Consider the following 20087-nt stretch of genomic DNA (forward strand, 5'->3'; position numbering starts at 1 on the left):
CGCGACGCCCGATGGCTCCGCGCCGGGTCCGTCACCCCGATCCCGCGTGACCCCTCCCGTCCCCGCCGTTCTGGCCGAAGACCTCTGGAGAGGGTACGGCCGCACCCGGGTGCTGCGCGGCGTGAACGTCGCGGTCCCGCCGCATGCCGCCCTCGCCGTGCTCGGGCCCAACGGTTCGGGGAAATCGACGCTGCTGCGCGTGCTGGCGGCGGCGCTGCGCCCGGCGAGGGGGCGGGTGCTCATCGCCGGCAGCGACCTCTTCGCCATCCCGGAGGAGCGTCGGCGGGTCGGGCTCGTTACCCACGAGCCGATGCTGTACGGGGGCCTCAGCGTGCTCGAGAACCTGCATCTCCTCGCGACCCTCTACGGGCTTCCGGACGGCCGCGACCGCGCGCGGGAGGTCTGCGATCTCCTCGGGATCGCGCGCCGCGCCGACCCCGTGCGCGGGCTGTCGCGCGGGGTGCAGCAGCGGGCCGCACTCGCCCGGGCCGTCCTGCACCGCCCCGCGGTGCTGCTGCTCGACGAACCCTTCAGCGGGCTCGACCCCGAGGGGATCGCCGGCGTCACCGGCATCCTCGGGGACTTCTGCCGCGGCGGAGGGGCGTTGATCCTGACCACGCACAGTCCGGCGGAAGCTCTGAGCGTCGCCGCCTCCGCCGCCGTGCTCATCGGAGGACGGCTGACCCCCCTGCGATCGATCGGCGGGATGCCCGTCGAAGCGGTGCGCGCCTGGTACCTCGATGCGGTGGCGGGGGGAGGCGGATGAGGGTGCTGGCGGCATTGGTCTGGAAGGATTTGGTGATCGAAGCGCGGACGCGGGAGCTTGTGACCTCGATGAGCCTCGTCGCGTTTCTCGCGCTGGTGATCATGAGCCTGGCGTTTGCGCCGTCCCCCGCATTCGCGGCGACCGCGGCGCCGGGGGTGCTGTGGGTGACGGTGGCCTTCGCCGCGACGCTCGGGCTCGCCCGCTCGCACGCCCTCGAACAGGACCGGGGCGCCCTGCAGGGTCTGCTGCTCACCCCCGTCAGCCGGGGCATGCTCTACCTCGGAAAGTTCGCCGCGAACCTGTTGCTGGTGGGGATGTTGGAGGTGGTCGTGGTTGCCGCGTTCGCGGTGCTGTTTTCGGTGCCGCTCGGCCGTCACGTCGGGTGGATCGTCCTCCCCCTCGGTCTCGGGGCGATTGGGTTCACGGCGGTCGGCACCCTGTTGGGGGCGATGACCGCGGCGACGCGTCTGCGCGAGGTGCTGCTCCCGGTCCTCCTGTTGCCGGTGGTGCTGCCGGTGATCGTCTTCTCGCTGGCCGGGATCGGCGCGGTCCTGGAAGGGCGGCCCCTGGCCGACCTCTTCCGCTCCGCGAAGCTGCTGGGCGCGGTGGACGCCGTGTTCGTCGTGCTCGGGATCTGGCTGTTCGAATACGTCGTGGAAGAGTAGGGGCGCGTCCGAGTCCTACCGCGCCAGGCCTTGCCGCTTACGGCAGGTCCGCGTACACCGCGCCGTCACGCACCTGCACGGGATAGGTGACGACGGGGCGCCGCGCGGGCGGTTCCACCACCTGACCCGTCCGGACGTCAAACCGGCTGCCGTGCCAGGGACACGTCACCGTGGTTCCGTTCACCGCGCCCTTCCCCAGGGGTCCGCCCATGTGCGTGCATTCGTTTGCGAGCGCGTAGAACACCCCGTCCAGGTTGAAGAGGGCAAGCACCTTCCCGGCCACCCGAACTTCCCTGCCGGTTCCGGCCGGAACCTCTGCGACGTCGGCGAGCTTGATCAACGGCATGCCCGATCCCTCCCCTCGCGGACGTGGCGGGTGCGCGCCCGTCGATCACGGGCTCGGGGGGGTCCGCCCCCGATCGTGTAGGCGGAGAAAGGGTCGCCGCGGCGGAGGCACCGCACCCGCTCCAGCCGCGCCGCGAACAGCGCCTCGAGCCATTGGTGGATCATCTCGCAGACGCGGGGATCCGCTTCCGCCAGCTTCATCAACGGACAGTTGTGCTCGCGCAGCTGGGTGCCGTGCGGGGTTCGTTCGATCGTCGGCAGGAAACCCCGCTCCGCCAGGATGTCCCTCGCCCGCTCGATGCGCTGGCGGCCGGTGGACCCTTCAACGCGCGGCAGGTCACGCGCGATCCACCGACCGGTGATCCGCCGGAGGAGTTTCGGCAGGTCCCCGGGCTGCTCCCCGATCTCTTCCAGGAGGGAGAGGGCAAAATCATCGTAGGCCTTCGGGAACAGGTGATCCGCGGTCGGCGTCAATTCGAAGACCTGGCTGGGCCTTCCGATGCCCGCCCGCAGACCTTCGCGGCGGACCAGATGTTCTCCCCGCAAGGCGGCCAAATGGATCGTGACCGCGGTGCGGGTGAGGTGAAAGGCGGCCGCCAGTTCCTTGACGGTTTGGCTGCCCTTGAGGCGGAGCCGCTCCACGATTCGACGACGGGTTTCCTGCATCGGCCTCCCCAGCATACCGCGACGCACCCAATACGTCAATAATCGATATTATGACATAGATTATTGACATAATATCTATTCCTATGGTACGAATAGACCGACCTCACGGTGCCGCCGGTGCGATCGCGGGAGGGGACCGGAGGGTGTCCGCGGGCTCGGCTGAGGGGGGGATCCTTGCCTGGTTCCCAAGCGCCGGGGGACGGCGTAGATCGCTTTCGTCTCTTTCAGGACCTGGCCGGTCCGCACCTTCACCGGCTGTCCTCACGTCTGAAGGTTCGGCACTTCCGCGTCGGTGAGTTCGTGGTGCAGATGGGGGAGCGGGCGGAGACCCTCTACTTTCTGGACGCCGGTGCCGTAAAGGTCAGCACCATCTCGCCGACCGGTGAGGAGCGCATCCTCGACGTCCTCAAGGCCGGCGACACGCTTGGAGAACTCTTCATCGGCCCGGCTGATCGCTGGACGGCCTTGGCGCAGGCCGTCTCGCCGTTGACCGTCCGCACCATCCAACGGGAGGCCTTCGTCGGGCTGATGCGGGCCGATCCGATCGTCTGCCTCAATTACATCCACCATCTCGTCGAACAGCAGCGGCGGATTCATGCGCGCCTGGAGGCGCTGGTGCATTCGGATCCGGGCCTCCGCGTGCTGGCGCTGCTGGCGGGGTTGGCCGATCGGGGCGAGCGTGCGCCGGGGGACCGATATACGCTGCCGGCGAAGCTCACCCAGGGGGATCTTGCCCGCATGATCGGGTTGAACCGAAGCACCGTGAGTATGTTGATCAATGCGTACAGGCGTCGGGGGTTGTTGGGAGGGGAGCGGGGGACGCTCGTGATCCATTGGGGCCGCGTCAGGGCCGTGTTGAGACGGGCCGGCCTCACGGTCGCCGCACCCTCCGGGCCTCCGCGGGGGGGGTGGTGGTGATGCCGCACTATCAGTACGTGATTGTCGGAGGAGGGATGACGGCGGACGCCGCGATCGGCGGGATTCGCCAGGCCGATCCCTCGGGGACCATCGGGCTGATCGGCAGCGAGGCCCATCCGCCCTACAATCGGCCGCCCCTCTCCAAGGCCATGTGGAAGGGAAAATCGCTCGACAGCATTTGGCGCCGGACGGATCGTCAGGGCGTCGACCTCCACCTCGGCCGAACCGTCCGCAGCCTCGACGCGAAATCAAAGCGCGTCGGCGATGATCAGGGGACGATCTACACCTGGGACAAGTTGCTGCTGGCGACGGGGGGGGCGCCGCGCCGCCTTCCGTCGGGGGGCGGGGGCGTCATCTATTTCCGCACACTGGACGACTACACGCGTCTTCGGGCGTTGACCGAGCAGGCGCAGCGGTTCGCGGTCATCGGCAGCGGGTTCATCGGCTCCGAGATCGCCGCCGCCCTGGCCATGAACAAGAAGGACGTGGTGATGTTATTCCCGGGCGAAGGGATCGGCGGCCGCATGTTCCCGCGGGACCTCTCCGCCTTCCTCAACGACTACTATCGGCAGAAGGGGGTGGAACTGGGCGCCGGCGAGCGGGTGATGTCCCTGACCCCTTCGGGCGCCGGATACCGACTCGCGGCGCAGACCGGCCACGAATGGGTCGTGGAGGGTGTCGTGGCGGGGGTCGGAATCGCGCCGAACACCGACCTGGCCCGGGACTCGGGGCTGGAGGTCGACGACGGCATCGTGGTGGACGAGTGCCTCCGCACCACCCACCCCGACGTTTACGCCGCGGGGGACGTGGCCTCGTTTTTTAGTCCCGTGCTCGGGAAGCGTCTGCGCGTCGAGCACGAAGACAATGCCAACGTGATGGGGAAGGCCGCGGGTCTCCTGATGGGGGGGCAGGGCGCGCCGTACCGCCACCTCCCATATTTCTACTCCGACCTCTTCGATCTGGGGTACGAAGCGGTGGGGAACCTCGATCCCCGGCTGGAGACGGTCGCGGATTGGAAGGATCCCTACCGGGAGGGTGTGGTGTACTACCTCCAACACGGGCGGGTCCGCGGGGTGCTGCTCTGGAACGTTTGGGATCAGGTCGAGGCGGCCCGAGCGCTCATCGCCGGCCCTGGCCCGATCCGCCCCGAGGACCTCAAAGGGCGACTGCCCCTCTCGCGCTGAGGGGGATCGCGACGATGGGTGCGGGGGCGATGCATTCCAAGACCGGGGCCCTGGTCGCGGCGATTCTCGGTTCCGGGATTGTGTCGCTCGATTCGTCGGTGGTGACCGTGGCCTTGCCCCGGATCGGACAGGAACTGCCGACGAAACTCTTCGGGGTCCTGGAAGGGCAGTCGTACATTTACAATGGCTACTCGCTGGCGCTGACGGCGCTCTTGATCCTGGCGGGGGCCCTCAACGACTTCTACGGCCGCCGCCGGGTGTTCGCCCTGGGCGTCGCGGGGTTCGGGGTGACCTCGGTGCTCTCCGGTCTGGCGCCGAACATGGAGTCCCTCGTGGCCTTCCGCGTCCTTCAGGGTGCCGCGGGGGCGTTCTTGATTCCGGGGTCGCTCGCCCTCATCACCGCGACGTTCTCCGGGGAGGAGCAGGGCCGGGCGTTTGGGATCTGGGCGGCGGCTTCCGCCTCGATCAGCACGCTGGGTCCCTTCGTCGGCGGGCTGCTGGTCGACACGACCTCGTGGCGGATGGTGTTCCTGATCAACGTCCCGTTGGTCGTCCTGACGCTTTGGGTTCTGCGGCGGTACGTCCAGGAAAGCCGCGACAACGAGGCCGCCGGGGCGTTTGACGTGCCGGGGGCGCTCGTGGGGGCGCTGGCCACGGGGGGCCTCGCGGTCGGCGCGATCTACGGCCAGCAGCGGGAATGGCGTGATCCCCTGGCGTTTGCGATGCTGGCGGTGGGCGGCGCCGCGATGCTGCTCTTTCCGTTCATGATGCGGCGCGCTCGCCACCCGCTTGTGCCGCTTCAGCTCTTCCGATCGCGCAACTTCACCGTGACCAACCTGTCGACGTTCGTGATCTACGGAGCGCTGTCCGTGACCTTCTATTACCTGACGCTGTTCCTGCAGGGGACACTGGGGTACACCGCCTCAGCGGTCGGGCTGGCGTATATCCCGGAAGTCTGTTTCCTCGTGTTCTTCTCGTCGCGCTTCGGGGCTCTGGCGTCCCGATACGGTCCACGGTGGTTCATGGTCGTCGGGCCGGCCGTCATGGCGGGCGGCGTGCTGCTGCTCTCACGCGTCTCGGCCCAGAGTCAACCCTGGTTGTTTCGGCCCGACACCCCGGCGACATTCCTCCCCCCCAGCGCCTACCTCACCGATTTCCTCCCCGGGCTCGTCGTCTTCGGGGTGGGCCTCATGGTCATGGTGGCGCCGTTGACGACGGCCCTGATGACCTCCGTACCCGCACGCAACTCGGGGGTCGCTTCCGCGATCAACAACGCGATCTCAGAGGTCGGGCCGCAGCTGGCCGGGGCGCTCATCTTCGTCGCGATCACCGCGGGGTTCTATACGCAGATGGCCGCGCGGGTCCCGGGATTGGATACCTCGTCGCCCGCCGTGCGCCGGCAGATCTCTCCCCTCAACCCCGCGCCGAAGGGTGCCGCCGCCGAGGAGGTGGCCGCGGTTCGCGATGCATCGGTCGCCGCGTTTCACCTGGCGATGCTGGTCGGCGCCGCGCTGCTCATCGGCGGCGCCGCGATCAATGCGGTCGGCATCCGCCCCCAGGCGCCGTCCCAGCCGACCGCGATCATCTCCGCTCCCCCGCATTGGCGAAGGTTCTGCATCGCCTGCCGCCGGGAAGACCGGATCCGGCGCGCGAGGAGCGGGGGCGACCCCGCCGACGCGCGTCCCACACGACAGCCGTAACCGCGGCCGCCTCGCTACGCCGAAGACAAGGCAGACCTTCACGATCCGCTCGCGCCGGTGTTGCCGGCGCAACAGCGCCCCCGCACCACTCGTGCTACGCTCCCCCTAACAAAAAGTCTCGCAGGCGGCTCTGCAGCCTATGAGCGGGTGTGCCGGTACCCGGGCACGACGTTCGCTGTAGGGCCTCGGGCGGATGGAAAGGGGCGCGCCCGAGATCCCCGTTTGGGGGGATGGAGAGCGCGAACGGTGTCCGTGACGTCACGGCCGGGGGTGAATCGTGATGAACCGTAAGTTCCTGCTCCGGGGTGCGCTCATCGTGGTCTGCCTCGGCTTCGCGCTGACGTTGATCTCCGGCCGGATCCCCAGCGGTCCCGTCGCCACGGCACAAGCGCCCACGCCGACGGAGTTCGACCGCGTGATCAGCCAGAATGCACAGCGGATGATCGAGGAGGGCAGGAGGACTTTTCGTTACGACACCTTCGGCGATGAAGCCTGGTTTGGGGATACGCTCAAACTCCATCAGGCCATCGAGGGAGCGAAGCACGGCGGCGTGGGACCCGGGGTGAGCCCGAAGACCGCCCTGGCCGTGGGGTTGAAGGTCGATATGGACGCGCTGCCGCCGGCGCTGGTGGCGCAGGTCAAGGCCGGGAAGGTTGACCTCGACGATCCCGCGACAACCCTCGCCCTCCTCAAGCTCAATGCGGTCGTGGGCGTGACCGGATTTTTTCAGGCGGGCGGGAGTCTGCGGTCGGTGGGAGTCCAGTGCGCCTTTTGTCACTCCACCGTCGACGACGCGTTTGCCGCCGGGATCGGCCACCGCCTGGACGGCTGGGCGAACCGCGATCTGAACGTGGGGGCGATCGTGGCGCTGGCTCCGAACGTGAAGGTCATCGCCGACGTGCTAGGGGTCGATACCGCCACGGTGCTGAAGGTGCTCAACAGTTGGGGCCCGGGGAAATATGACGCGGAGCTCATCCAGGACGGCAAGGGCCTGCGCCCCGACGGCAAGTCCGCGGCCACCCTCCTCCCGGCGGCGTTTGGGTTGGCCGGGGTGAATCTCGCCACGTACACGGGATGGGGGTCGGTGACGTACTGGAACGCGTATGTGGCCAACACGCAGATGCACGGGATGGGAACCTTCTTCGATCCCCGGTTGAACAATGCGAAGCAATTCCCAGTCGCGGCGAAAACCCACTACGGCAATATTCGAAACGCTCCCGACGAGATCACCTCGAAGCTGGCCGCGCTGCACTTCTATCAACTGGCGATTCCGGCCCCCACGCCCCCCGAGGGGTCATACCAGAAGGAGGGGGCGGCGAGGGGAAAGATTCTGTTCGAGGGCAAAGCGCAGTGTGCCATCTGCCACGTGCCGCCGCTGTATACGGAGCCGGGGTACAATATGCATACCGCGGCGGAGATGGGCATTGACAATTTCCAATCGAACCGGTCCCCCGATAAGCGGTACCGGACCACGCCGCTCCGCGGCCTGTGGACCCACCAGAAAGGCGGGTTCTTCCATGACGGCCGGTTTCCGACCTTACAATCGGTTGTCGCGCACTACAATACGACGCGCAATTTGCATTTGACGGATCAGGAGATCCTCGACCTCGTCGAGTTCCTGAAGTCGCTGTGATCGATCGCGGAGAGCGGCGCCCAGCGCCCAAGGAGGGAATGGGGGGAAGGGCAGGGCGGACACACGGTCACCCCATCGCCCCGCTGCCGGTGCGGGTGCGACGGCCGAACGGTTCTGCGACGGAGGCATGAGACCATCGGGTTCCCGGCCCTCCACCGGGCGGCGGCGAACGTCAGGGGACCCGTGTGGACGAACCGCGGATCCTCATCACGCCGCCGATGAATGACCGGAGGCCCCGTGCGGATCGGACTCCTCTCATTCGTTGAAACTGCCCCCGCCGGTTGTTATCATCGTGATGATGCATGCTCCGACGACACCGAGGAGTAGATGACCCGATCCCTCGACGGGCTCTTGGCGTGGGGAACCTTTGTCACCATGCTCTGCGCCTTGTTCGGAGCGTTCGTGTTCGCCCAAACCGAGCAGGTGATGGGAGACATCCAGCGCATCTTTTACGTGCACCTCCCGCTTGCCTGGATCAGCTTCCTGGCCTTTGGGCATGCCTGCTGGGCGGGGGTGCAGTATCTGCGGACCGGCCGCGGCGAATGGGACGCGGTCGGCGCGTCGGCGGCGGAGATCGGGGTGCTGTTCAGCACGTTGGTGATTGTGACCGGTTCGCTGTGGGCGCGCCCGGTGTGGGGGGCGTGGTGGACCTGGGATCCGCAACTGATGACCTACCTGATCCTCTGGCTGATTTACGTCGGGTACCTGATGCTGCGCAGCGCCGCGGGGGACGATCTCCGGCGGGCCCGCTTCGCCGCGGTCTTCGCGATCGTCGGGTTCGTCGACGTGCCGCTGGTGTGGTTCTCCGCGCGGTACCTGCGCGCGCTCTCCCCGGTGATCTTTTCCACGCACAGCATCGGCCTCGCGCCGTCGATGGCCTGGGCGTTGCTCGCGGGACTGGTGGCGTGGAGCCTCTTCTATGCGTTGCTGTTCCGGTCCCGGCTCCGCCTCGGGTTGCTGGAAGCGCAGGTGGCGAACCTCGTCGATGAGGGCGCCTGAGATGGCCTACCTCTTCTGGGCGTTTGCCGTCGTCTGGATCGGGATCTTCCTCTACCTCTACGGGCTGGTCCGGCGCAGCCGCGCGCTGGAGCGCGAGGTGGCGGAGTTGCGCGCGAGGACGCGGGCGGGCGGCCCGGCACGGCCGGCGCGCCCGGGCGGGGGCGGATCGTGATGGGACGGACGCGCCCGGTTGTGTTCGTGGGCGGGGTGGTCGTCATCGTCCTGGCGTTGGCGTACCTCGTCTACGGCGGAATCCAGCAAGGCGCCACCTACTGGGTGACCGTCGGCGAGCTGCTGTCGAAAGATCCATCCGTCCCGCAGGACCGGGTCCGCCTGGGGGGAACGGTCGTCCCGGGATCGGTGACCTGGGACGGTTCCCACCAGCACCTGCGGTTCGCTGTGACCGACGGGGCGAAATCGATCCCGGTCCGCTACAGCGGGATCGTTCCCGACATCTTCCGCGAAGGCCGCCAGGTGGTCGTGGAGGGTCGCCTCACGTCGGATGGGGCGTTTGCCGCGACGACGCTGCTCGCGAAGTGCCCGACCAAGTACAACCCGGCCGATCCGCAGGGGCAGGTCCCGCGGTGAGAGGACACCTCGTCCGTGGCTGACCTCGGACGGTTCAGCCTTCTCGCCGCGTTCGTCCTGGCGTTGTACGCACTGCTGGCGGCGGCCCTGGGCGGTCGCGCGCGGCGGCCAGAGATCATCCAAAGCGCCGCGCGGGCGCTGTGGGCGGTTGCCGCGCTTGAGGTCGTCGCCGCCGCGGTGCTTGCTTTGGTTCTCGCCCGCCGCGACTACACGTTCACCTACGTGGTCTCCCACGTCAGCAACGCCCAGGCGCTCGTGTACGACCTCACCTCCTTCTGGGGGGGGATGGAAGGATCGTTGCTCCTGTGGGCGCTGATCCTGTCCGCCTACACGGTGTTGGTCGTCCGCGCCGTCGGACGCGATCATCCGCGGCTCCTCCCCGGGGTGATCGGCGTGTGCGCCGGCGTGGCCGCGTTTTTCCTGTTCATGCTCACACGCGTGACCTCGCCGTTTGTGACCACCCCGTTCCCGCCCGCGGACGGGCGGGGCATGAACCCCTTGCTCCTCAATCCGTGGATGGCGATTCACCCGCCCACCTTGTACCTGGGGTTTGTCGGCCTCACCGTCCCCTTTGCTATTGTCATCGCCAGCCTGCTCGAGGGCGCGGTCGACGAGGGCGGCGTGCTCCTCGCGCGCCGCTGGATGATGTGGGCGTGGTACTGCCTGAGCATGGGGTTGATGTTCGGGGCGAAGTGGTCGTACGTGGTCTTGGGATGGGGCGGGTACTGGGCGTGGGACCCGGTCGAGAACGCGGCGTTGATGCCGTGGCTGGTGGCGACGGCGTTTCTGCACTCCGTCATGATTCAGGAACGGCGGGGGATGCTCAAGCAGTGGACGGTGCTGCTCGTGGTGTTGGCCTTTGGGCTCTCGATCTTCGGCACCTTCCTCACCCGGAGCGGGGTGCTGAGCAGCATCCACTCCTTTACGCAGTCGCCCCTGGGCACGTATTTCCTGGTGTTCCTCGCCGCCGTCATGTTGGCCGCCTTCGGGCTGGTCGCCTGGCGGTGGGAAGCGCTCCGCAGCGAGAACACACTGGACTCCGCGCTGTCTCGGGAGAGCGTGTTCCTGTTGAACAACGCGGTGTTCTTGGCCACGGCCTTCACCGTGTTCCTCGGCACGGTGTTCCCGGTGGTGTCCGAGGTGCTCACCGGCCGAAAGATCAACGTCGGCCCCCCGTTCTTCGCGCATGTCGTGACGCCGCTCGCGCTGGTCCTCCTGCTCCTGATGGGGGTGGGCCCGCTCATCGCGTGGCGGCGCGCCTCGCCGGCTAACCTTCGCCAGAGCTTCCTGACGCCGGGAGCCGTCGGGGTGGCGCTGGGGCTCGGCCTGCTGGCCGCCGGAATGCGCGTGCCCGGCGCGGTGCTCACGTTCACGCTGTGCGGCTTCGTTGCCGGCACGATCGGCCTTGAGTTCGCCCGGGGGATCCGCGTCCGCCGCGCGCATCAAGGGGAGGGGCTGGTCCGGGCGTTCCTCGGCCTCGTCCTGCAAAACCGGCGTCGGTACGGGGGGTACACCGTGCACCTCGGGATCCTGCTGTTGTTCGCCGGCCTCACCGGATCTTCGGTCTTCAGCACCCAGCGCCTGGTGACGCTCCACCCGGGCGAGACGGTTCGGATCGGCGAGTACCGGGTGCGGTTTGACGGCCTCCGGCAGTCGACCAATGGCGGCGCGCTCGTCATCACGGCGGGACTGCGCGCGTTTTCTGGCGAGCGGGATCTCGGCGCCCTCGAGGCCCGCCGCAACCTCTTCTTGGCCGGCGAGGATTCGACCACCGATGTGGCGCTGCGGAGTACCCTGCGTGATGATTTGTACGTGACCCTGACGGGCTGGACCGACAAGGGGGACGCCACGCTTCGCCTTTTGGTCAACCCCCTGGTCGCGTGGCTGTGGATCGGGGGTCTGGTGATCTCCGCCGGGGCGGCGATCGCCATGCTCCCCGAGCGGCGGGCGGTCAGGGTCGTGCAACCCGTTCTGGGCGGGGCGTGGAGCCCCGGAGACATGTGATGGGGGTGGCGCTGGTGCTCCTGGCGGCGGCGGCCGCCGCCTGGGTACTCGCTCCGCTCCTTCGTCCCGCTCCCATCGCCGGGGCGGAGGTGCTCTCGGTAAGCGAGGGATTGCGGCGTCCGTCCGCGGCGGAGCAAGCCCTGCGCGATCTCGAGTTCGACCACGCCATGGGGAAGGTGGGGGTCGAGGACTACGCCACCCTTCGCGCCGGATACGAGGCGGCGATCGCCGCGGACGGACGCCCGGCCGGGGGGGCGCGATGATGGCGGCCGCCGGCGGGTTCGCGCCGGTCCACGGCGGCCGGCGCAGGGGAGGGCTGCTCGTCTGAACTTCCGCACCCGGCTTGGGACTTTCTTCGCGGTGTGGAGCCTCTGCGGTGCCGTTCCGCTTGGGATGCCGCTCCCGTCGGGTGCCGCGGTCGAAGGCGAGATTCGTGGGCAGGTGATGGTGCGGACCGCGCCGGTCCACCCGATCGGGCATCAGGCCGTCGGGCTCGCCATCGTGGAGCGTGCGGTGTCATCCGAGCGTCGAGCGGTGACCGACGCCGCGGGGGCATTCCGCTTCGCCGGCCTCCCGGTCGGTGGCATTCGCGTCTTCGTGCTGCAGACAGATTATGCGGGGGTGCGCTACACCAGCGACCGGATCGTGCTCTCGCCGAGCGCCCCGGCCCGCACCGTGGATCTGGCCGTGTACGCATCCTCGCCGGACCGCTCGATGCTGCGCGCACCGCTCGCGCTGGCCGTGGTCGACGTGGCGCGCGGGGCACTCCGGGTGAGCGTCGTTCAGCGGCTGGAGAATCCGACGGATCGGACGCTCGTCGGTACGCCGCAGGACCCGCTCAATTTCCCGTTGCCCCCGCACGCGCAGTCGGTGAGCTTTCTCGCCGGATGGAGGGACCCGCAGATCGCCAACGGCCGGATCACCGATGCGGTTCCGCTGCTGCCTGGACACCGCGAGGTCGCCTACGCATACGGGCTCGAACCGCACAGCGCTCAGATTGAGGTGCCGTGGACCTTCCCGTACGGCGCCCAGGACGTGGAGGTCCTGGTGACCGATGCCGGGGTCCGCGCGGCCGCAGACGGGCTCACCGCTCGCGGCTCCGTCCAGGGGCCGCACGGGCGCTTCCTGCGATTGAGCGGCGGCTCGATCGCCCAGGGACGGCAGATCGTGCTCCGGCTGCAACGTGTGCCGCTCGACCGCGATCCATGGCCGGGGGCCGCGGCCGTCGGCCTTGCCGCGATCCTGGCCGGTGGGTTGGCGCTGTCGTGGCGCCGTCCGGCTGGGGCGTCCGCCTGAGGCATTTCGTGCGCGCCTCCGCACGCGCTCGTCCCGCCGCCCGGGATTCGAGGAAGGAGACGGGGGGGCGTTCATGGAAGAAAAACATCCCGCGCGCTACGGGACGCTTGCGATTGCGCCCTTCTGCGTCCGGATGGAAACCGGAACGCGGATCGTGCGGCGTCGCTTGCCGGTGTTTCCCGTGACGTCGGTGCCCGGCGTCACGGTCGGAGGGGGCTGCGCCGATCGAGCGAGCGCCGGAGGATCGGCCCACCGCCCGGATGGGGCGGATGGGCGATGGAGGACAGCATCGGCATGCGGTTGCGGAATTTCGAGGCCGGGCCTGGAGCGCTGCTGGTACTGATCGCCTCGGTCGCCCTCGCCGGATGTCAGCCCTCGGTGAATGTCTCGGATGCCAAGGTCGACCGGCGGCTGCCGCCCCCGCAGTCGGTCGAGATCCCGTTGGTCACCGACGAGAACGAACAGCCGATTGTCCCGGACGCGGTCAAGGGGAAGCAGGTCTTCGAAGCGAACTGTGCGGTCTGCCACGGGATGAGCGGAACGGGAAACGGCCCGATGTCAAAGTCGCTCGTCGCCCCGGACATCGACGTCCTCACCGCGTTCCTGGGCTTGTTTGGGATCACCCTGCACCGCACGCCCCTCCCCAGTCACCCCGCCGACTTCACCAATCGAGATCTGGAGAACGTCATCTCGCCGGCGATCCTGTTTGAGACCGTCACCGAGGGGCGGCCGCATACGGCGATGCCGGCGTTTGGCCCGGAGGCGTCCTTTGGGGCGAACAAGGCGCAGACCCTCAAGAACGAAGAGCGGTGGGATGCCAACGCGTACGAGATGACGTTCCGCACCAACCCGGCGGAACTGAGCGCGGCGAAGGCGTTATACGATCAGCAGTGCGCGGTGTGCCACGGGGAGAACGGCGACGGCAAAGCCCCGCGCGGCTCAGAGATGGCGGCCGAGCTGTGGTCGTGGTCCCGCGGGGAAGGACCGGGGATCTTCACCGACCTCAACTACATTGTGCAGCGGAACCCGAGCGAGCTCACCAACGCCATCCTGGACGGGCAGGGGTTTGGGCTGATGCCCGGCTATCGGGGGAAGCTCACGACGGGGCAAATCAACGGGCTGGTGGACTACATCTACTCGTTCTTCTACAAGCACCCGCCGATCAAGTAGTACAATTGGGCGGGCAGGGCGATGCGAGGAGGCGTTGGGGACGATGAAGGCTGATCGACGGGGCTTGCTGAAAGCGCTCACCGCGCTTCCGGTGCTCGGTGGGCTGATCGCGATCCTGTCCCCGTTCTTTCGCTATCTGAAGCCCAACGACCAACCGTGGGGGATCTTCACGGTGGCCCCCGACACCCCGAAGGGCGGAGCCCAGATCGTGGGGAAGACGACCGCGCTGCAGAAGCCGTGGGACTCGTTCTACTTCACGTACGTCCAGAAGTACGTCCAGTACGACCCGACAGGGTTCAAGGCCGCCAACATCCCGGGGGTGGCGATCCGGCTGCCCCAGAAGGTGAAGTTCACGAACGTCCAAGGGTTCGTCGGGTACGACGGGGAGACCGACATCGTGCTCTTCCAGCGGATCTGCCCCCACCTGGGCTGCATCTTCGACTACGTCCCCGTCTGGCAAAACGTCACCTCGGGGTACGGCGGGTTCACCCCTCCCGCGAATGAGCAGCATTCGCTGATGGCGTGTCCCTGCCACTTCAGCATCTACAATCCCGCGTATCCGGGCGATCCGGGAAACGTCATCTCGGGCCCGGCGCCGCGCGGGGCGCGCTACTTCCATTTCACGATCGATGGCGAGAACATCGTCGTGGACGGCGCGGAACTCGGCGGGATCGCGTGATGCCGCCCCGAGCGCAGGCGCGTCGGGAAGACCTCAGGGCGTAGGGAGGGGACCCGTGCAGGCGGTGCTGGCAGATCTCAAAGAGTGGTTCCAGGATCGCAAGGCGCACCTGGACCTCTTTGATGAGACGAAGACCGCGCAGCTCGACAACCCGCTGTACAGCCTCGGCGGGCTGGTCTGGCTGTCGTGGATGGCCGTGATCGTCTCGGGGGTCATCCTGATGCTGTGGTACATCCCGACGACGACCGGCGCCTACCGCTCGATTGAGCACATCACCTACGACATCCCGTTCGGTTGGCTGGTGCGCGGGGTTCACAAGTATGCGGCGGACATGCTGATCACCTGCATCACGCTGCGCATCTATCGGATGTACTTTGCGGGAGAGTACAAGAAGCCGGGCGAGCTCTCGTGGATGATTCTCTTCGCCTCGCTCGTGCTCGGGATGATCTCCGGGATCAGCGGCTACCTGCTGATCTGGAACCAGCGGGCGTTCTGGGCGGCGAAGGTCGTGCTGACGGTGCCGACCTATTACGATGACATTCCCATCCTCGGCAACCTGGGGCTCGGCCGGGCGATCGCGTTCATCTTCCTCGGCGGCCCGGCCGTCAGCCAGGCGGCGATCACCCGGTTCTACGCGATTCACTTCGGCATCTCCGTCGTGTTCGCGATCCTGGCGGAGGTCTTCTTCTACCGCACGCGGCGGCGTCGCCTGAACCTCTCCCCGTTTGTCATCGTGCTGGTGATCGCGTTCCTGGCGTGGGTGAGCTTCGAGCGCATCACGGACATGGGGCGGTGGGCCAACCCCAACCGAACGCCGCTCCCGATCCTGTCCGACTGGTACTTCCTGGCCCTCTACCAGCTCGTGAAGTACATGCCCCCGCTGTGGGCCGGCATCGCCCCGGCGCTGCTGATCGGGTACGGCATGCTGGTCCCGTTCCTGGACCGGACGAAGGAGACCGGGCCGCTGGAGCGTCCCTTCTTCTTCGTCGTGGGCCTCTTGTCGCTGTTCTACTTCATCGCGTTCACGGCGCTGATCATGCTCAACATCGCCGTGATCAGCCGCGATCCACCGATCATCCTGGTCGTGACCGTGGTCGTCTTGGTGCTGGCCTTCGCCTGGGAGATTGCCTACCGTCGACGTAAGGCCCGACGGGCGACGGCGCCCCCTGCGCCGGCGCGGGCGGCCGCGGCGGGGGACTGACGCGATGCGGCGGAAGGCGCGCTTTTACGCGCTGCTGGTCCTGGCGACCGTGGGGCTGAGCCGCCTGCTCGCTGCGTGGCGGGCCTGGCGTGCCGCGCCCACGCTGGAGGGCGGCCTGGTGGTGGCGGCCTTCGGCCTCGTGGTGGTCGGCGCGATCCTCTGGCTGGGGTTCGTGCTCTACGAGGTGGACAGGGCCGCCGGTCGGGTTCGCCACCGGGTCGGCGTGTACGAGTGGATCCTCGCCCGCCGGGTGGGGGCGCGGCGTCCGGATCTGGGCTGGCCGGAAGCGCCACGGACTCGGCCGGCCGGCGGCGGGAGGTGAGCGGCGTGGACGATCGGACGGCGGGGTACGGGACGTGGATCGCCGTTCTCGCTGTCGTCAGCCTGGTCTGCGTCGTCGGGATGGTGTGGGGTGAACTGACCAGCCATCGTCTCGTCACCGGGGGGCTGATCGGCGTCGTGCTGCTCGCGTACTCCTTCATCCTGTTGTTCCTGCGCAAGGGAGGGTTTACGGGTGTATAAGCGGCTCCTGGCGCGCCTCCTGCGGTGGACGTTGAAACTCGACGTGGCCATCAACCGTGTCTACCCGGAGGATTTCAATCCCCTGTACTATACGGGAGGGCTGTCCAACCTCTTCCTCACGGTCCTGGTGCTCTCCGGGATCTTCCTGTTCTTCTACTACGTGCCGTCCTTCAACGACGCCTACACCTCGGTGCAGTACATCTCCGATCAGCTGCCGCCGCCCGCCCAGGTGCCGTACGGACAGATCATCCGCGGCATTCACCGCTACGCCGCCGATGGGTTCATCATCGTCATCCTGCTCCATTTCTTCCGGAACTGGTTCACGGAGCGATTCCGGTTCTCCCGCGATGAACCGTGGATCAGCGGCATGATGCTGCTCGTCTTCGCCGGCTTCATCGGCGTGACCGGGTACGTGTTGGTCTGGGACCAGCGCAGCGAGTTGATCGTGGCGATGACGGGGAACGCGTTGGGGTCGGTGCCGTGGGTGGGCGGATGGCTGCGCTCCGTCCTGTTCGGGGGGGAGGGGGTGACCAACCTGCTCCTGCCGCGGATGCTGTTCCTCCACGTTGGCCCGGCGACCGCGCTGTACGTCCTGCTGTGGTGGCACTACGTGCGCATCCGCCACCCCAAGGTCTGGCCGCCGGCGGTATGGACGCTGTTCTCGGTGGGGCTGATCCTGCTTCTTACCGGGTTGGTCCCCGCGGTCAGCCAGCCTTCGGCCTCGGCGGGGTCCACGCCTTCCCGCCTCGCGCTCGACTGGTTCTTCCTCCTCCCGTACGCGAGCCTTCAATACCTCCCGTCGCTCGGGCTGATCCTGCTCGCCGTCGTCATCGTCGCCTACGGGCTGTACATCCCGTACCAGCTGCCCGAGACCGAGCGGGAGCTGGGGATGCGGGACTCCGGGGTGGCGCAGGTCATCGACGCCAACTGCACGGGGTGCGAGCTCTGCTACTACGACTGCCCGTACGACGCGATCGTCATGGTCCCCACCCCGCATCCCGGCGTGACGAAGGCGGCCCAGGCCCGGAAGCTCCTGGCCATCGTCCTGGAGTCGCGGTGCGTGGAGTGCGGGATCTGCATCGGTGCGTGTCCCTTTGAAGCGCTGGAACTGCCCCACTACCTGGAATCGGACGTCCACGAAAAGGTGCTGGCCGCATGCCGGAGCTAGGGTCGACCCAGAAGCCCGCCCCCGGGGCGGGGACCCCGCCGGGGACGTCCTCCCACCGTCCCAAGATCGTCGGCTTCCTCTGCGACTGGGCGGTGAGCGCGGAGGGGTTAATCCGCGAGGACGGGACGATGCGCGATCTTCCCAACGTCACGTTGATCAGGGTGATGTGCTCGGGGTTCATCCGGCCGGCGTGGCTGGAGTTCGCGCTGCGGAACGGCGCGGAGGGAGCGTTCGTCTGCGGGTGTCCGCTCGGGGACTGCTTCAACCGGTTCGGGAACAACTTGATCGGCGACCGGGTTCTCCAGATGCGCCGGCGGCTCGAACGGCAAAAGATCCACCCGGACCGGGTGGCGACGATGTATTTCGGACTGCACGCCCAGGCCGAGTTCGTCACCGCCGTTCGGGAGTTCAGCGACCGCGTGGCCGGCCTGCCCGGCCCCGTCACGCCCCCCGCGCGCCCGGCGGCGCGCGCCGGCGCCCCCGGACAACCCCCCGCCGCGCGCCGCTCCGACGCGGGTGGGGAGGAGGGCGCGTGATGGCGGAGCGCACGCCGTCCGGTCAGGCCAGGAGGCGATCGGCCGCGGTCCAATGGAAGTACCTCATCTTTTGGCTACTCCTCTTCGGCACGCTGTTCTTCATCTCGCTCTACGGCATCGTGGCGGAGGCGTAACATCGCCGCCCCGCCCCGGTGGGGCGGGGCGGCGACCGTCTTTCTCTCCCCGGCGCGGCGTCGCCACTCCAGGAGAACCCCCGGGCTGACGAGAAACACACCGCTCATGGATCTCACCTCGATCTATGCTCCCGTGCGCGATGACCTGGACTCGCTGGGGCGGCTCCTCAGAGACGAGCTGTCGGCCGATGATCCCTTTGTCGGCGAGCTGGTGGCCCACGTCCTCAAGACCCGCGGCAAGTTCCTCCGGCCCGCTCTGGTGTGCCTCAGCGCGCTCTCCTGCCGCGCCATTCCTCCGAATATCGGGGTGGGGGGAACGGACGGAGTCCCCGCCCGTGCGGACGACGCCGGTGCCCGGCTGGAGGTTGCCGCCGCCACCGAACTGATCCACGTCGCCTCCCTGATTCACGACGATGTGATCGACGCCGCCGACCTCCGGCGGGGGCAGGCTTCCGTGAACGCGATTTGGGGCAACCAGGTCGCCGTGCTCTTGGGGGACTATCTGTTCAGCAAGGCGTTCCACTTGCTGTCGCGGCTGCAGGACGCCTCCCTCGCCGCCGCGATGGCGGCGGCCACGGTGAAGATGAGCCAGTCGGAGATCAAGCAGATCAAGTACGGGAATACGCCTCACACCGATGAGGCGATCTACTTCGACATCATCGCCGGGAAGACGGCGCACCTCTTCAGCGCCGCCTGCCGGTGCGGTGCGCTGACCGCCGGGGCCACCGAAGCGGAGACGACGGCGCTGACGACGTTTGGCTTGGAGTGGGGGATGGCGTTCCAGATCACCGACGACGCGTTGGACTTGACCGCCACCGCGGAGCAGGTCGGGAAACCGATCGGCAGCGACATCCAGACGGGCAAGGTGACGCTGCCGATCATCCACGCGCTCACCGTCGCCCCCCAGAACGACCGGCGCCGCCTTGAGGAGATTCTGGGGAGCGGCGACGGCGATCGGGCACCCGAGGCGATGGGGGAGGTGGCGGCGATCCTGGCCCGGTGCGGCGCGATCGACCACGCCTTCGAGGTCGCCCGCCGCCGTGCCGAGCACGCCGCGGTGAGCCTGACCCGGCTCAGGGCCTCGGCCGCCCGGGAGAGCCTGGAGGCACTGGTCGAGTTCGTCACGGTGCGGAGCCATTAGCCCGTCGGGAGCTGATGCCCCCGGGGAGACGGTCGCCCCGCAGGCTCCCCGGCGGGCCCGGGTTCTGCCCGTGGGCGCTGATCGGGCTGGATGCCGCCCCGGAACCCGCGCCGGGGGGGGAACTCCGTAGCGCCCTCGGGCGCTTGCGTGTATAATGAGCCCGGAGGTGCCGTATGACGGGGAAGTTTTGGGAACTGATCATCATTCTGGCGATCATCATCCTGGTCTTCGGCCCCAGCCGCCTCGCCGGTCTGGGCGGGGCGGTGGGGAAGGCGATGCGGGAGTTCCGCGAGGCCACCAAGCCCGAGGAACCAAAGCCGGTCACTCCGGATAAGGGCAGCGGAGAGAAAGGCTGATCCTCCGGCGGCGCCCCGGCGCACGGGGCGCGCCAGAGGCGCGGGAGAGGGGAGCGGCCGGCGGCCGCTCTTTTTTTGCGTCGGGCTCGCCGAGGTCGGGTCGGCCCGAGGCGGGCTGGCGGAGGTGAGGGGTGGCCAAGACGCCCAAGCGCGGGAGGAATCCGTGGTGGATCTTGGTGGTGATCATCATCGCGGGCGCGATGCTCGGCAGCGTGCTGGCCAACGCGGTCGGGCAGTTCACCTACCTCTCGTGGCTGGCCCGATCGATCAGCATCGGAGTCACCCCGCCGGTCGTCGTTGACCTGCACGTTTTCACCCTCACGATCGGATTCGTGGTTCGGTTGAACCTCGCGATCGTCCTTGGTATACTGGTAGCCGCGTACGTGTTTCGGATGCTTTGACCGCGACGGTCAACA

The 20087-nt window shown here is 68.1% G+C and carries 25 protein-coding genes; 23 read left to right on the plus strand and 2 right to left on the minus strand.

Annotated elements, in window-relative coordinates:
- The first annotated feature begins 46 nt into the window (after nt 1-46).
- A complete protein-coding gene (locus tag VKV57_07155) occupies nt 47-766 on the plus strand; it encodes an ABC transporter ATP-binding protein (GenBank protein ID HLW59689.1) in 720 nt (239 codons plus the stop codon).
- A complete protein-coding gene (locus VKV57_07160; protein ID HLW59690.1) occupies nt 763-1431 on the plus strand; it encodes a heme exporter protein CcmB in 669 nt (222 codons plus the stop codon). The genes VKV57_07155 and VKV57_07160 overlap by 4 nt, the downstream gene beginning before the upstream one ends.
- Nucleotides 1432-1468: 37 nt before the next feature.
- Here the strand turns inward: VKV57_07160 and VKV57_07165 are convergent, their stop codons facing one another.
- Together VKV57_07165 and VKV57_07170 are read right to left on the minus strand one after the other, a co-directional pair.
- Entirely contained in the window at nt 1469-1777 is a 309-nt protein-coding gene (locus tag VKV57_07165) for a non-heme iron oxygenase ferredoxin subunit (protein ID HLW59691.1), read from the minus strand.
- A complete protein-coding gene (locus tag VKV57_07170) occupies nt 1768-2442 on the minus strand; it encodes an ArsR family transcriptional regulator (GenBank protein ID HLW59692.1) in 675 nt (224 codons plus the stop codon). The genes VKV57_07165 and VKV57_07170 overlap by 10 nt, the downstream gene beginning before the upstream one ends.
- A 174-nt stretch (nt 2443-2616) precedes the next feature.
- On the opposite strand from VKV57_07170, the gene VKV57_07175 reads away from it, so the two are divergent.
- The 21 genes from VKV57_07175 to VKV57_07275 all read left to right on the plus strand — a co-directional run bounded on the left by VKV57_07175 (nt 2617) and on the right by VKV57_07275 (nt 20072).
- The gene (locus VKV57_07175; GenBank protein HLW59693.1) at nt 2617-3360 is read left to right on the plus strand and encodes a Crp/Fnr family transcriptional regulator; all 744 of its coding nucleotides are present in this window, start codon (nt 2617-2619) and stop codon (nt 3358-3360) included.
- Nucleotides 3360-4544 carry an FAD-dependent oxidoreductase gene (locus VKV57_07180; protein ID HLW59694.1) on the plus strand — a complete coding sequence of 395 codons (1185 nt, stop codon included), beginning with the start codon at nt 3360-3362 and terminating at the stop codon, nt 4542-4544. The genes VKV57_07175 and VKV57_07180 overlap by 1 nt, the downstream gene beginning before the upstream one ends.
- Before the next feature lie 29 nt (nt 4545-4573).
- Complete coding sequence (locus VKV57_07185; protein ID HLW59695.1) at nt 4574-6244, plus strand: MFS transporter; 1671 nt, start codon at nt 4574-4576, stop codon at nt 6242-6244.
- Between the two features lie 280 nt (nt 6245-6524).
- On the plus strand, nt 6525-7877 hold the full coding sequence (locus tag VKV57_07190) for a hypothetical protein (protein ID HLW59696.1): 1353 nt from the start codon (nt 6525-6527) through the stop codon (nt 7875-7877).
- Nucleotides 7878-8204: 327 nt separating this feature from the next.
- Nucleotides 8205-8876 (plus strand): cytochrome c biogenesis protein CcsA, encoded by a 672-nt coding sequence (gene ccsA, locus VKV57_07195; protein ID HLW59697.1) that lies wholly within the window; start codon nt 8205-8207, stop codon nt 8874-8876.
- Nucleotides 8863-9048, plus strand: a complete 186-nt coding sequence (locus VKV57_07200) for a CcmD family protein (GenBank protein HLW59698.1) — start codon at nt 8863-8865, stop codon at nt 9046-9048. Before ccsA ends, VKV57_07200 begins: the two co-directional genes overlap by 14 nt.
- The gene (locus tag VKV57_07205; GenBank protein HLW59699.1) at nt 9048-9464 is read left to right on the plus strand and encodes a cytochrome c maturation protein CcmE; all 417 of its coding nucleotides are present in this window, start codon (nt 9048-9050) and stop codon (nt 9462-9464) included. The genes VKV57_07200 and VKV57_07205 overlap by 1 nt, the downstream gene beginning before the upstream one ends.
- Nucleotides 9465-9479: 15 nt before the next feature.
- Nucleotides 9480-11468, plus strand: a complete 1989-nt coding sequence (locus VKV57_07210; protein HLW59700.1) for a heme lyase CcmF/NrfE family subunit — start codon at nt 9480-9482, stop codon at nt 11466-11468.
- The gene (locus VKV57_07215) at nt 11468-11731 is read left to right on the plus strand and encodes a hypothetical protein (protein HLW59701.1); all 264 of its coding nucleotides are present in this window, start codon (nt 11468-11470) and stop codon (nt 11729-11731) included. The genes VKV57_07210 and VKV57_07215 overlap by 1 nt, the downstream gene beginning before the upstream one ends.
- A gap of 130 nt (nt 11732-11861) precedes the next feature.
- Nucleotides 11862-12764 (plus strand): carboxypeptidase-like regulatory domain-containing protein, encoded by a 903-nt coding sequence (locus VKV57_07220; protein HLW59702.1) that lies wholly within the window; start codon nt 11862-11864, stop codon nt 12762-12764.
- A 276-nt stretch (nt 12765-13040) separates the two neighbouring features.
- Complete coding sequence (locus tag VKV57_07225; GenBank protein ID HLW59703.1) at nt 13041-13934, plus strand: c-type cytochrome; 894 nt, start codon at nt 13041-13043, stop codon at nt 13932-13934.
- Nucleotides 13935-13977: 43 nt separating this feature from the next.
- Entirely contained in the window at nt 13978-14613 is a 636-nt protein-coding gene (locus tag VKV57_07230; protein ID HLW59704.1) for a hypothetical protein, read from the plus strand.
- A 55-nt stretch (nt 14614-14668) separates the two neighbouring features.
- Nucleotides 14669-15814 (plus strand): cytochrome b N-terminal domain-containing protein, encoded by a 1146-nt coding sequence (locus tag VKV57_07235; GenBank protein HLW59705.1) that lies wholly within the window; start codon nt 14669-14671, stop codon nt 15812-15814.
- Nucleotides 15815-15818: 4 nt separating this feature from the next.
- Complete coding sequence (locus VKV57_07240) at nt 15819-16136, plus strand: hypothetical protein (GenBank protein HLW59706.1); 318 nt, start codon at nt 15819-15821, stop codon at nt 16134-16136.
- 5 nt (nt 16137-16141) lie between these two features.
- Nucleotides 16142-16336, plus strand: coding sequence for a hypothetical protein (locus VKV57_07245; GenBank protein ID HLW59707.1), 195 nt, complete (start codon nt 16142-16144; stop codon nt 16334-16336).
- Nucleotides 16329-17504, plus strand: a complete 1176-nt coding sequence (locus tag VKV57_07250) for a cytochrome b N-terminal domain-containing protein (protein HLW59708.1) — start codon at nt 16329-16331, stop codon at nt 17502-17504. Before VKV57_07245 ends, VKV57_07250 begins: the two co-directional genes overlap by 8 nt.
- Nucleotides 17492-18040 carry a hydrogenase iron-sulfur subunit gene (locus VKV57_07255; protein ID HLW59709.1) on the plus strand — a complete coding sequence of 183 codons (549 nt, stop codon included), beginning with the start codon at nt 17492-17494 and terminating at the stop codon, nt 18038-18040. Before VKV57_07250 ends, VKV57_07255 begins: the two co-directional genes overlap by 13 nt.
- Nucleotides 18040-18174 (plus strand): hypothetical protein, encoded by a 135-nt coding sequence (locus VKV57_07260; protein HLW59710.1) that lies wholly within the window; start codon nt 18040-18042, stop codon nt 18172-18174. Before VKV57_07255 ends, VKV57_07260 begins: the two co-directional genes overlap by 1 nt.
- A gap of 106 nt (nt 18175-18280) precedes the next feature.
- Complete coding sequence (locus VKV57_07265) at nt 18281-19315, plus strand: polyprenyl synthetase family protein (GenBank protein ID HLW59711.1); 1035 nt, start codon at nt 18281-18283, stop codon at nt 19313-19315.
- A 173-nt stretch (nt 19316-19488) separates the two neighbouring features.
- Nucleotides 19489-19671 (plus strand): twin-arginine translocase TatA/TatE family subunit, encoded by a 183-nt coding sequence (tatA, locus tag VKV57_07270; protein ID HLW59712.1) that lies wholly within the window; start codon nt 19489-19491, stop codon nt 19669-19671.
- A gap of 131 nt (nt 19672-19802) precedes the next feature.
- Nucleotides 19803-20072 (plus strand): DUF4321 domain-containing protein, encoded by a 270-nt coding sequence (locus VKV57_07275; GenBank protein ID HLW59713.1) that lies wholly within the window; start codon nt 19803-19805, stop codon nt 20070-20072.
- The last annotated feature ends 15 nt before the right edge of the window (nt 20073-20087 follow it).

It is taken from the genome of bacterium, from assembly GCA_035307765.1.
Lineage (GTDB): Bacteria > Sysuimicrobiota > Sysuimicrobiia > Sysuimicrobiales > Segetimicrobiaceae > Segetimicrobium.

What these genes read in the sequence shown, in the direction of transcription:
- VKV57_07160 (HLW59690.1), top strand. Translation starts at nt 763, where the DNA reads ATGAGGGTGCTGGCGGCATTGGTCTGGAAGGATTTGGTGATCGAAGCG.
- VKV57_07165 (HLW59691.1), bottom strand. Translation starts at nt 1,777, where the DNA reads ATGCCGTTGATCAAGCTCGCCGACGTCGCAGAGGTTCCGGCCGGAACC.
- VKV57_07170 (HLW59692.1), bottom strand. Translation starts at nt 2,442, where the DNA reads ATGCAGGAAACCCGTCGTCGAATCGTGGAGCGGCTCCGCCTCAAGGGC.
- VKV57_07180 (HLW59694.1), top strand. Translation starts at nt 3,360, where the DNA reads ATGCCGCACTATCAGTACGTGATTGTCGGAGGAGGGATGACGGCGGAC.
- VKV57_07185 (HLW59695.1), top strand. Translation starts at nt 4,574, where the DNA reads ATGCATTCCAAGACCGGGGCCCTGGTCGCGGCGATTCTCGGTTCCGGG.
- VKV57_07190 (HLW59696.1), top strand. Translation starts at nt 6,525, where the DNA reads ATGAACCGTAAGTTCCTGCTCCGGGGTGCGCTCATCGTGGTCTGCCTC.
- ccsA (HLW59697.1), top strand. Translation starts at nt 8,205, where the DNA reads ATGACCCGATCCCTCGACGGGCTCTTGGCGTGGGGAACCTTTGTCACC.
- VKV57_07200 (HLW59698.1), top strand. Translation starts at nt 8,863, where the DNA reads ATGAGGGCGCCTGAGATGGCCTACCTCTTCTGGGCGTTTGCCGTCGTC.
- VKV57_07205 (HLW59699.1), top strand. Translation starts at nt 9,048, where the DNA reads ATGGGACGGACGCGCCCGGTTGTGTTCGTGGGCGGGGTGGTCGTCATC.
- VKV57_07215 (HLW59701.1), top strand. Translation starts at nt 11,468, where the DNA reads ATGGGGGTGGCGCTGGTGCTCCTGGCGGCGGCGGCCGCCGCCTGGGTA.
- VKV57_07220 (HLW59702.1), top strand. Translation starts at nt 11,862, where the DNA reads ATGCCGCTCCCGTCGGGTGCCGCGGTCGAAGGCGAGATTCGTGGGCAG.
- VKV57_07225 (HLW59703.1), top strand. Translation starts at nt 13,041, where the DNA reads ATGGAGGACAGCATCGGCATGCGGTTGCGGAATTTCGAGGCCGGGCCT.
- VKV57_07230 (HLW59704.1), top strand. Translation starts at nt 13,978, where the DNA reads ATGAAGGCTGATCGACGGGGCTTGCTGAAAGCGCTCACCGCGCTTCCG.
- VKV57_07240 (HLW59706.1), top strand. Translation starts at nt 15,819, where the DNA reads ATGCGGCGGAAGGCGCGCTTTTACGCGCTGCTGGTCCTGGCGACCGTG.
- VKV57_07255 (HLW59709.1), top strand. Translation starts at nt 17,492, where the DNA reads ATGCCGGAGCTAGGGTCGACCCAGAAGCCCGCCCCCGGGGCGGGGACC.
- VKV57_07260 (HLW59710.1), top strand. Translation starts at nt 18,040, where the DNA reads ATGGCGGAGCGCACGCCGTCCGGTCAGGCCAGGAGGCGATCGGCCGCG.
- VKV57_07265 (HLW59711.1), top strand. Translation starts at nt 18,281, where the DNA reads ATGGATCTCACCTCGATCTATGCTCCCGTGCGCGATGACCTGGACTCG.
- tatA (HLW59712.1), top strand. Translation starts at nt 19,489, where the DNA reads ATGACGGGGAAGTTTTGGGAACTGATCATCATTCTGGCGATCATCATC.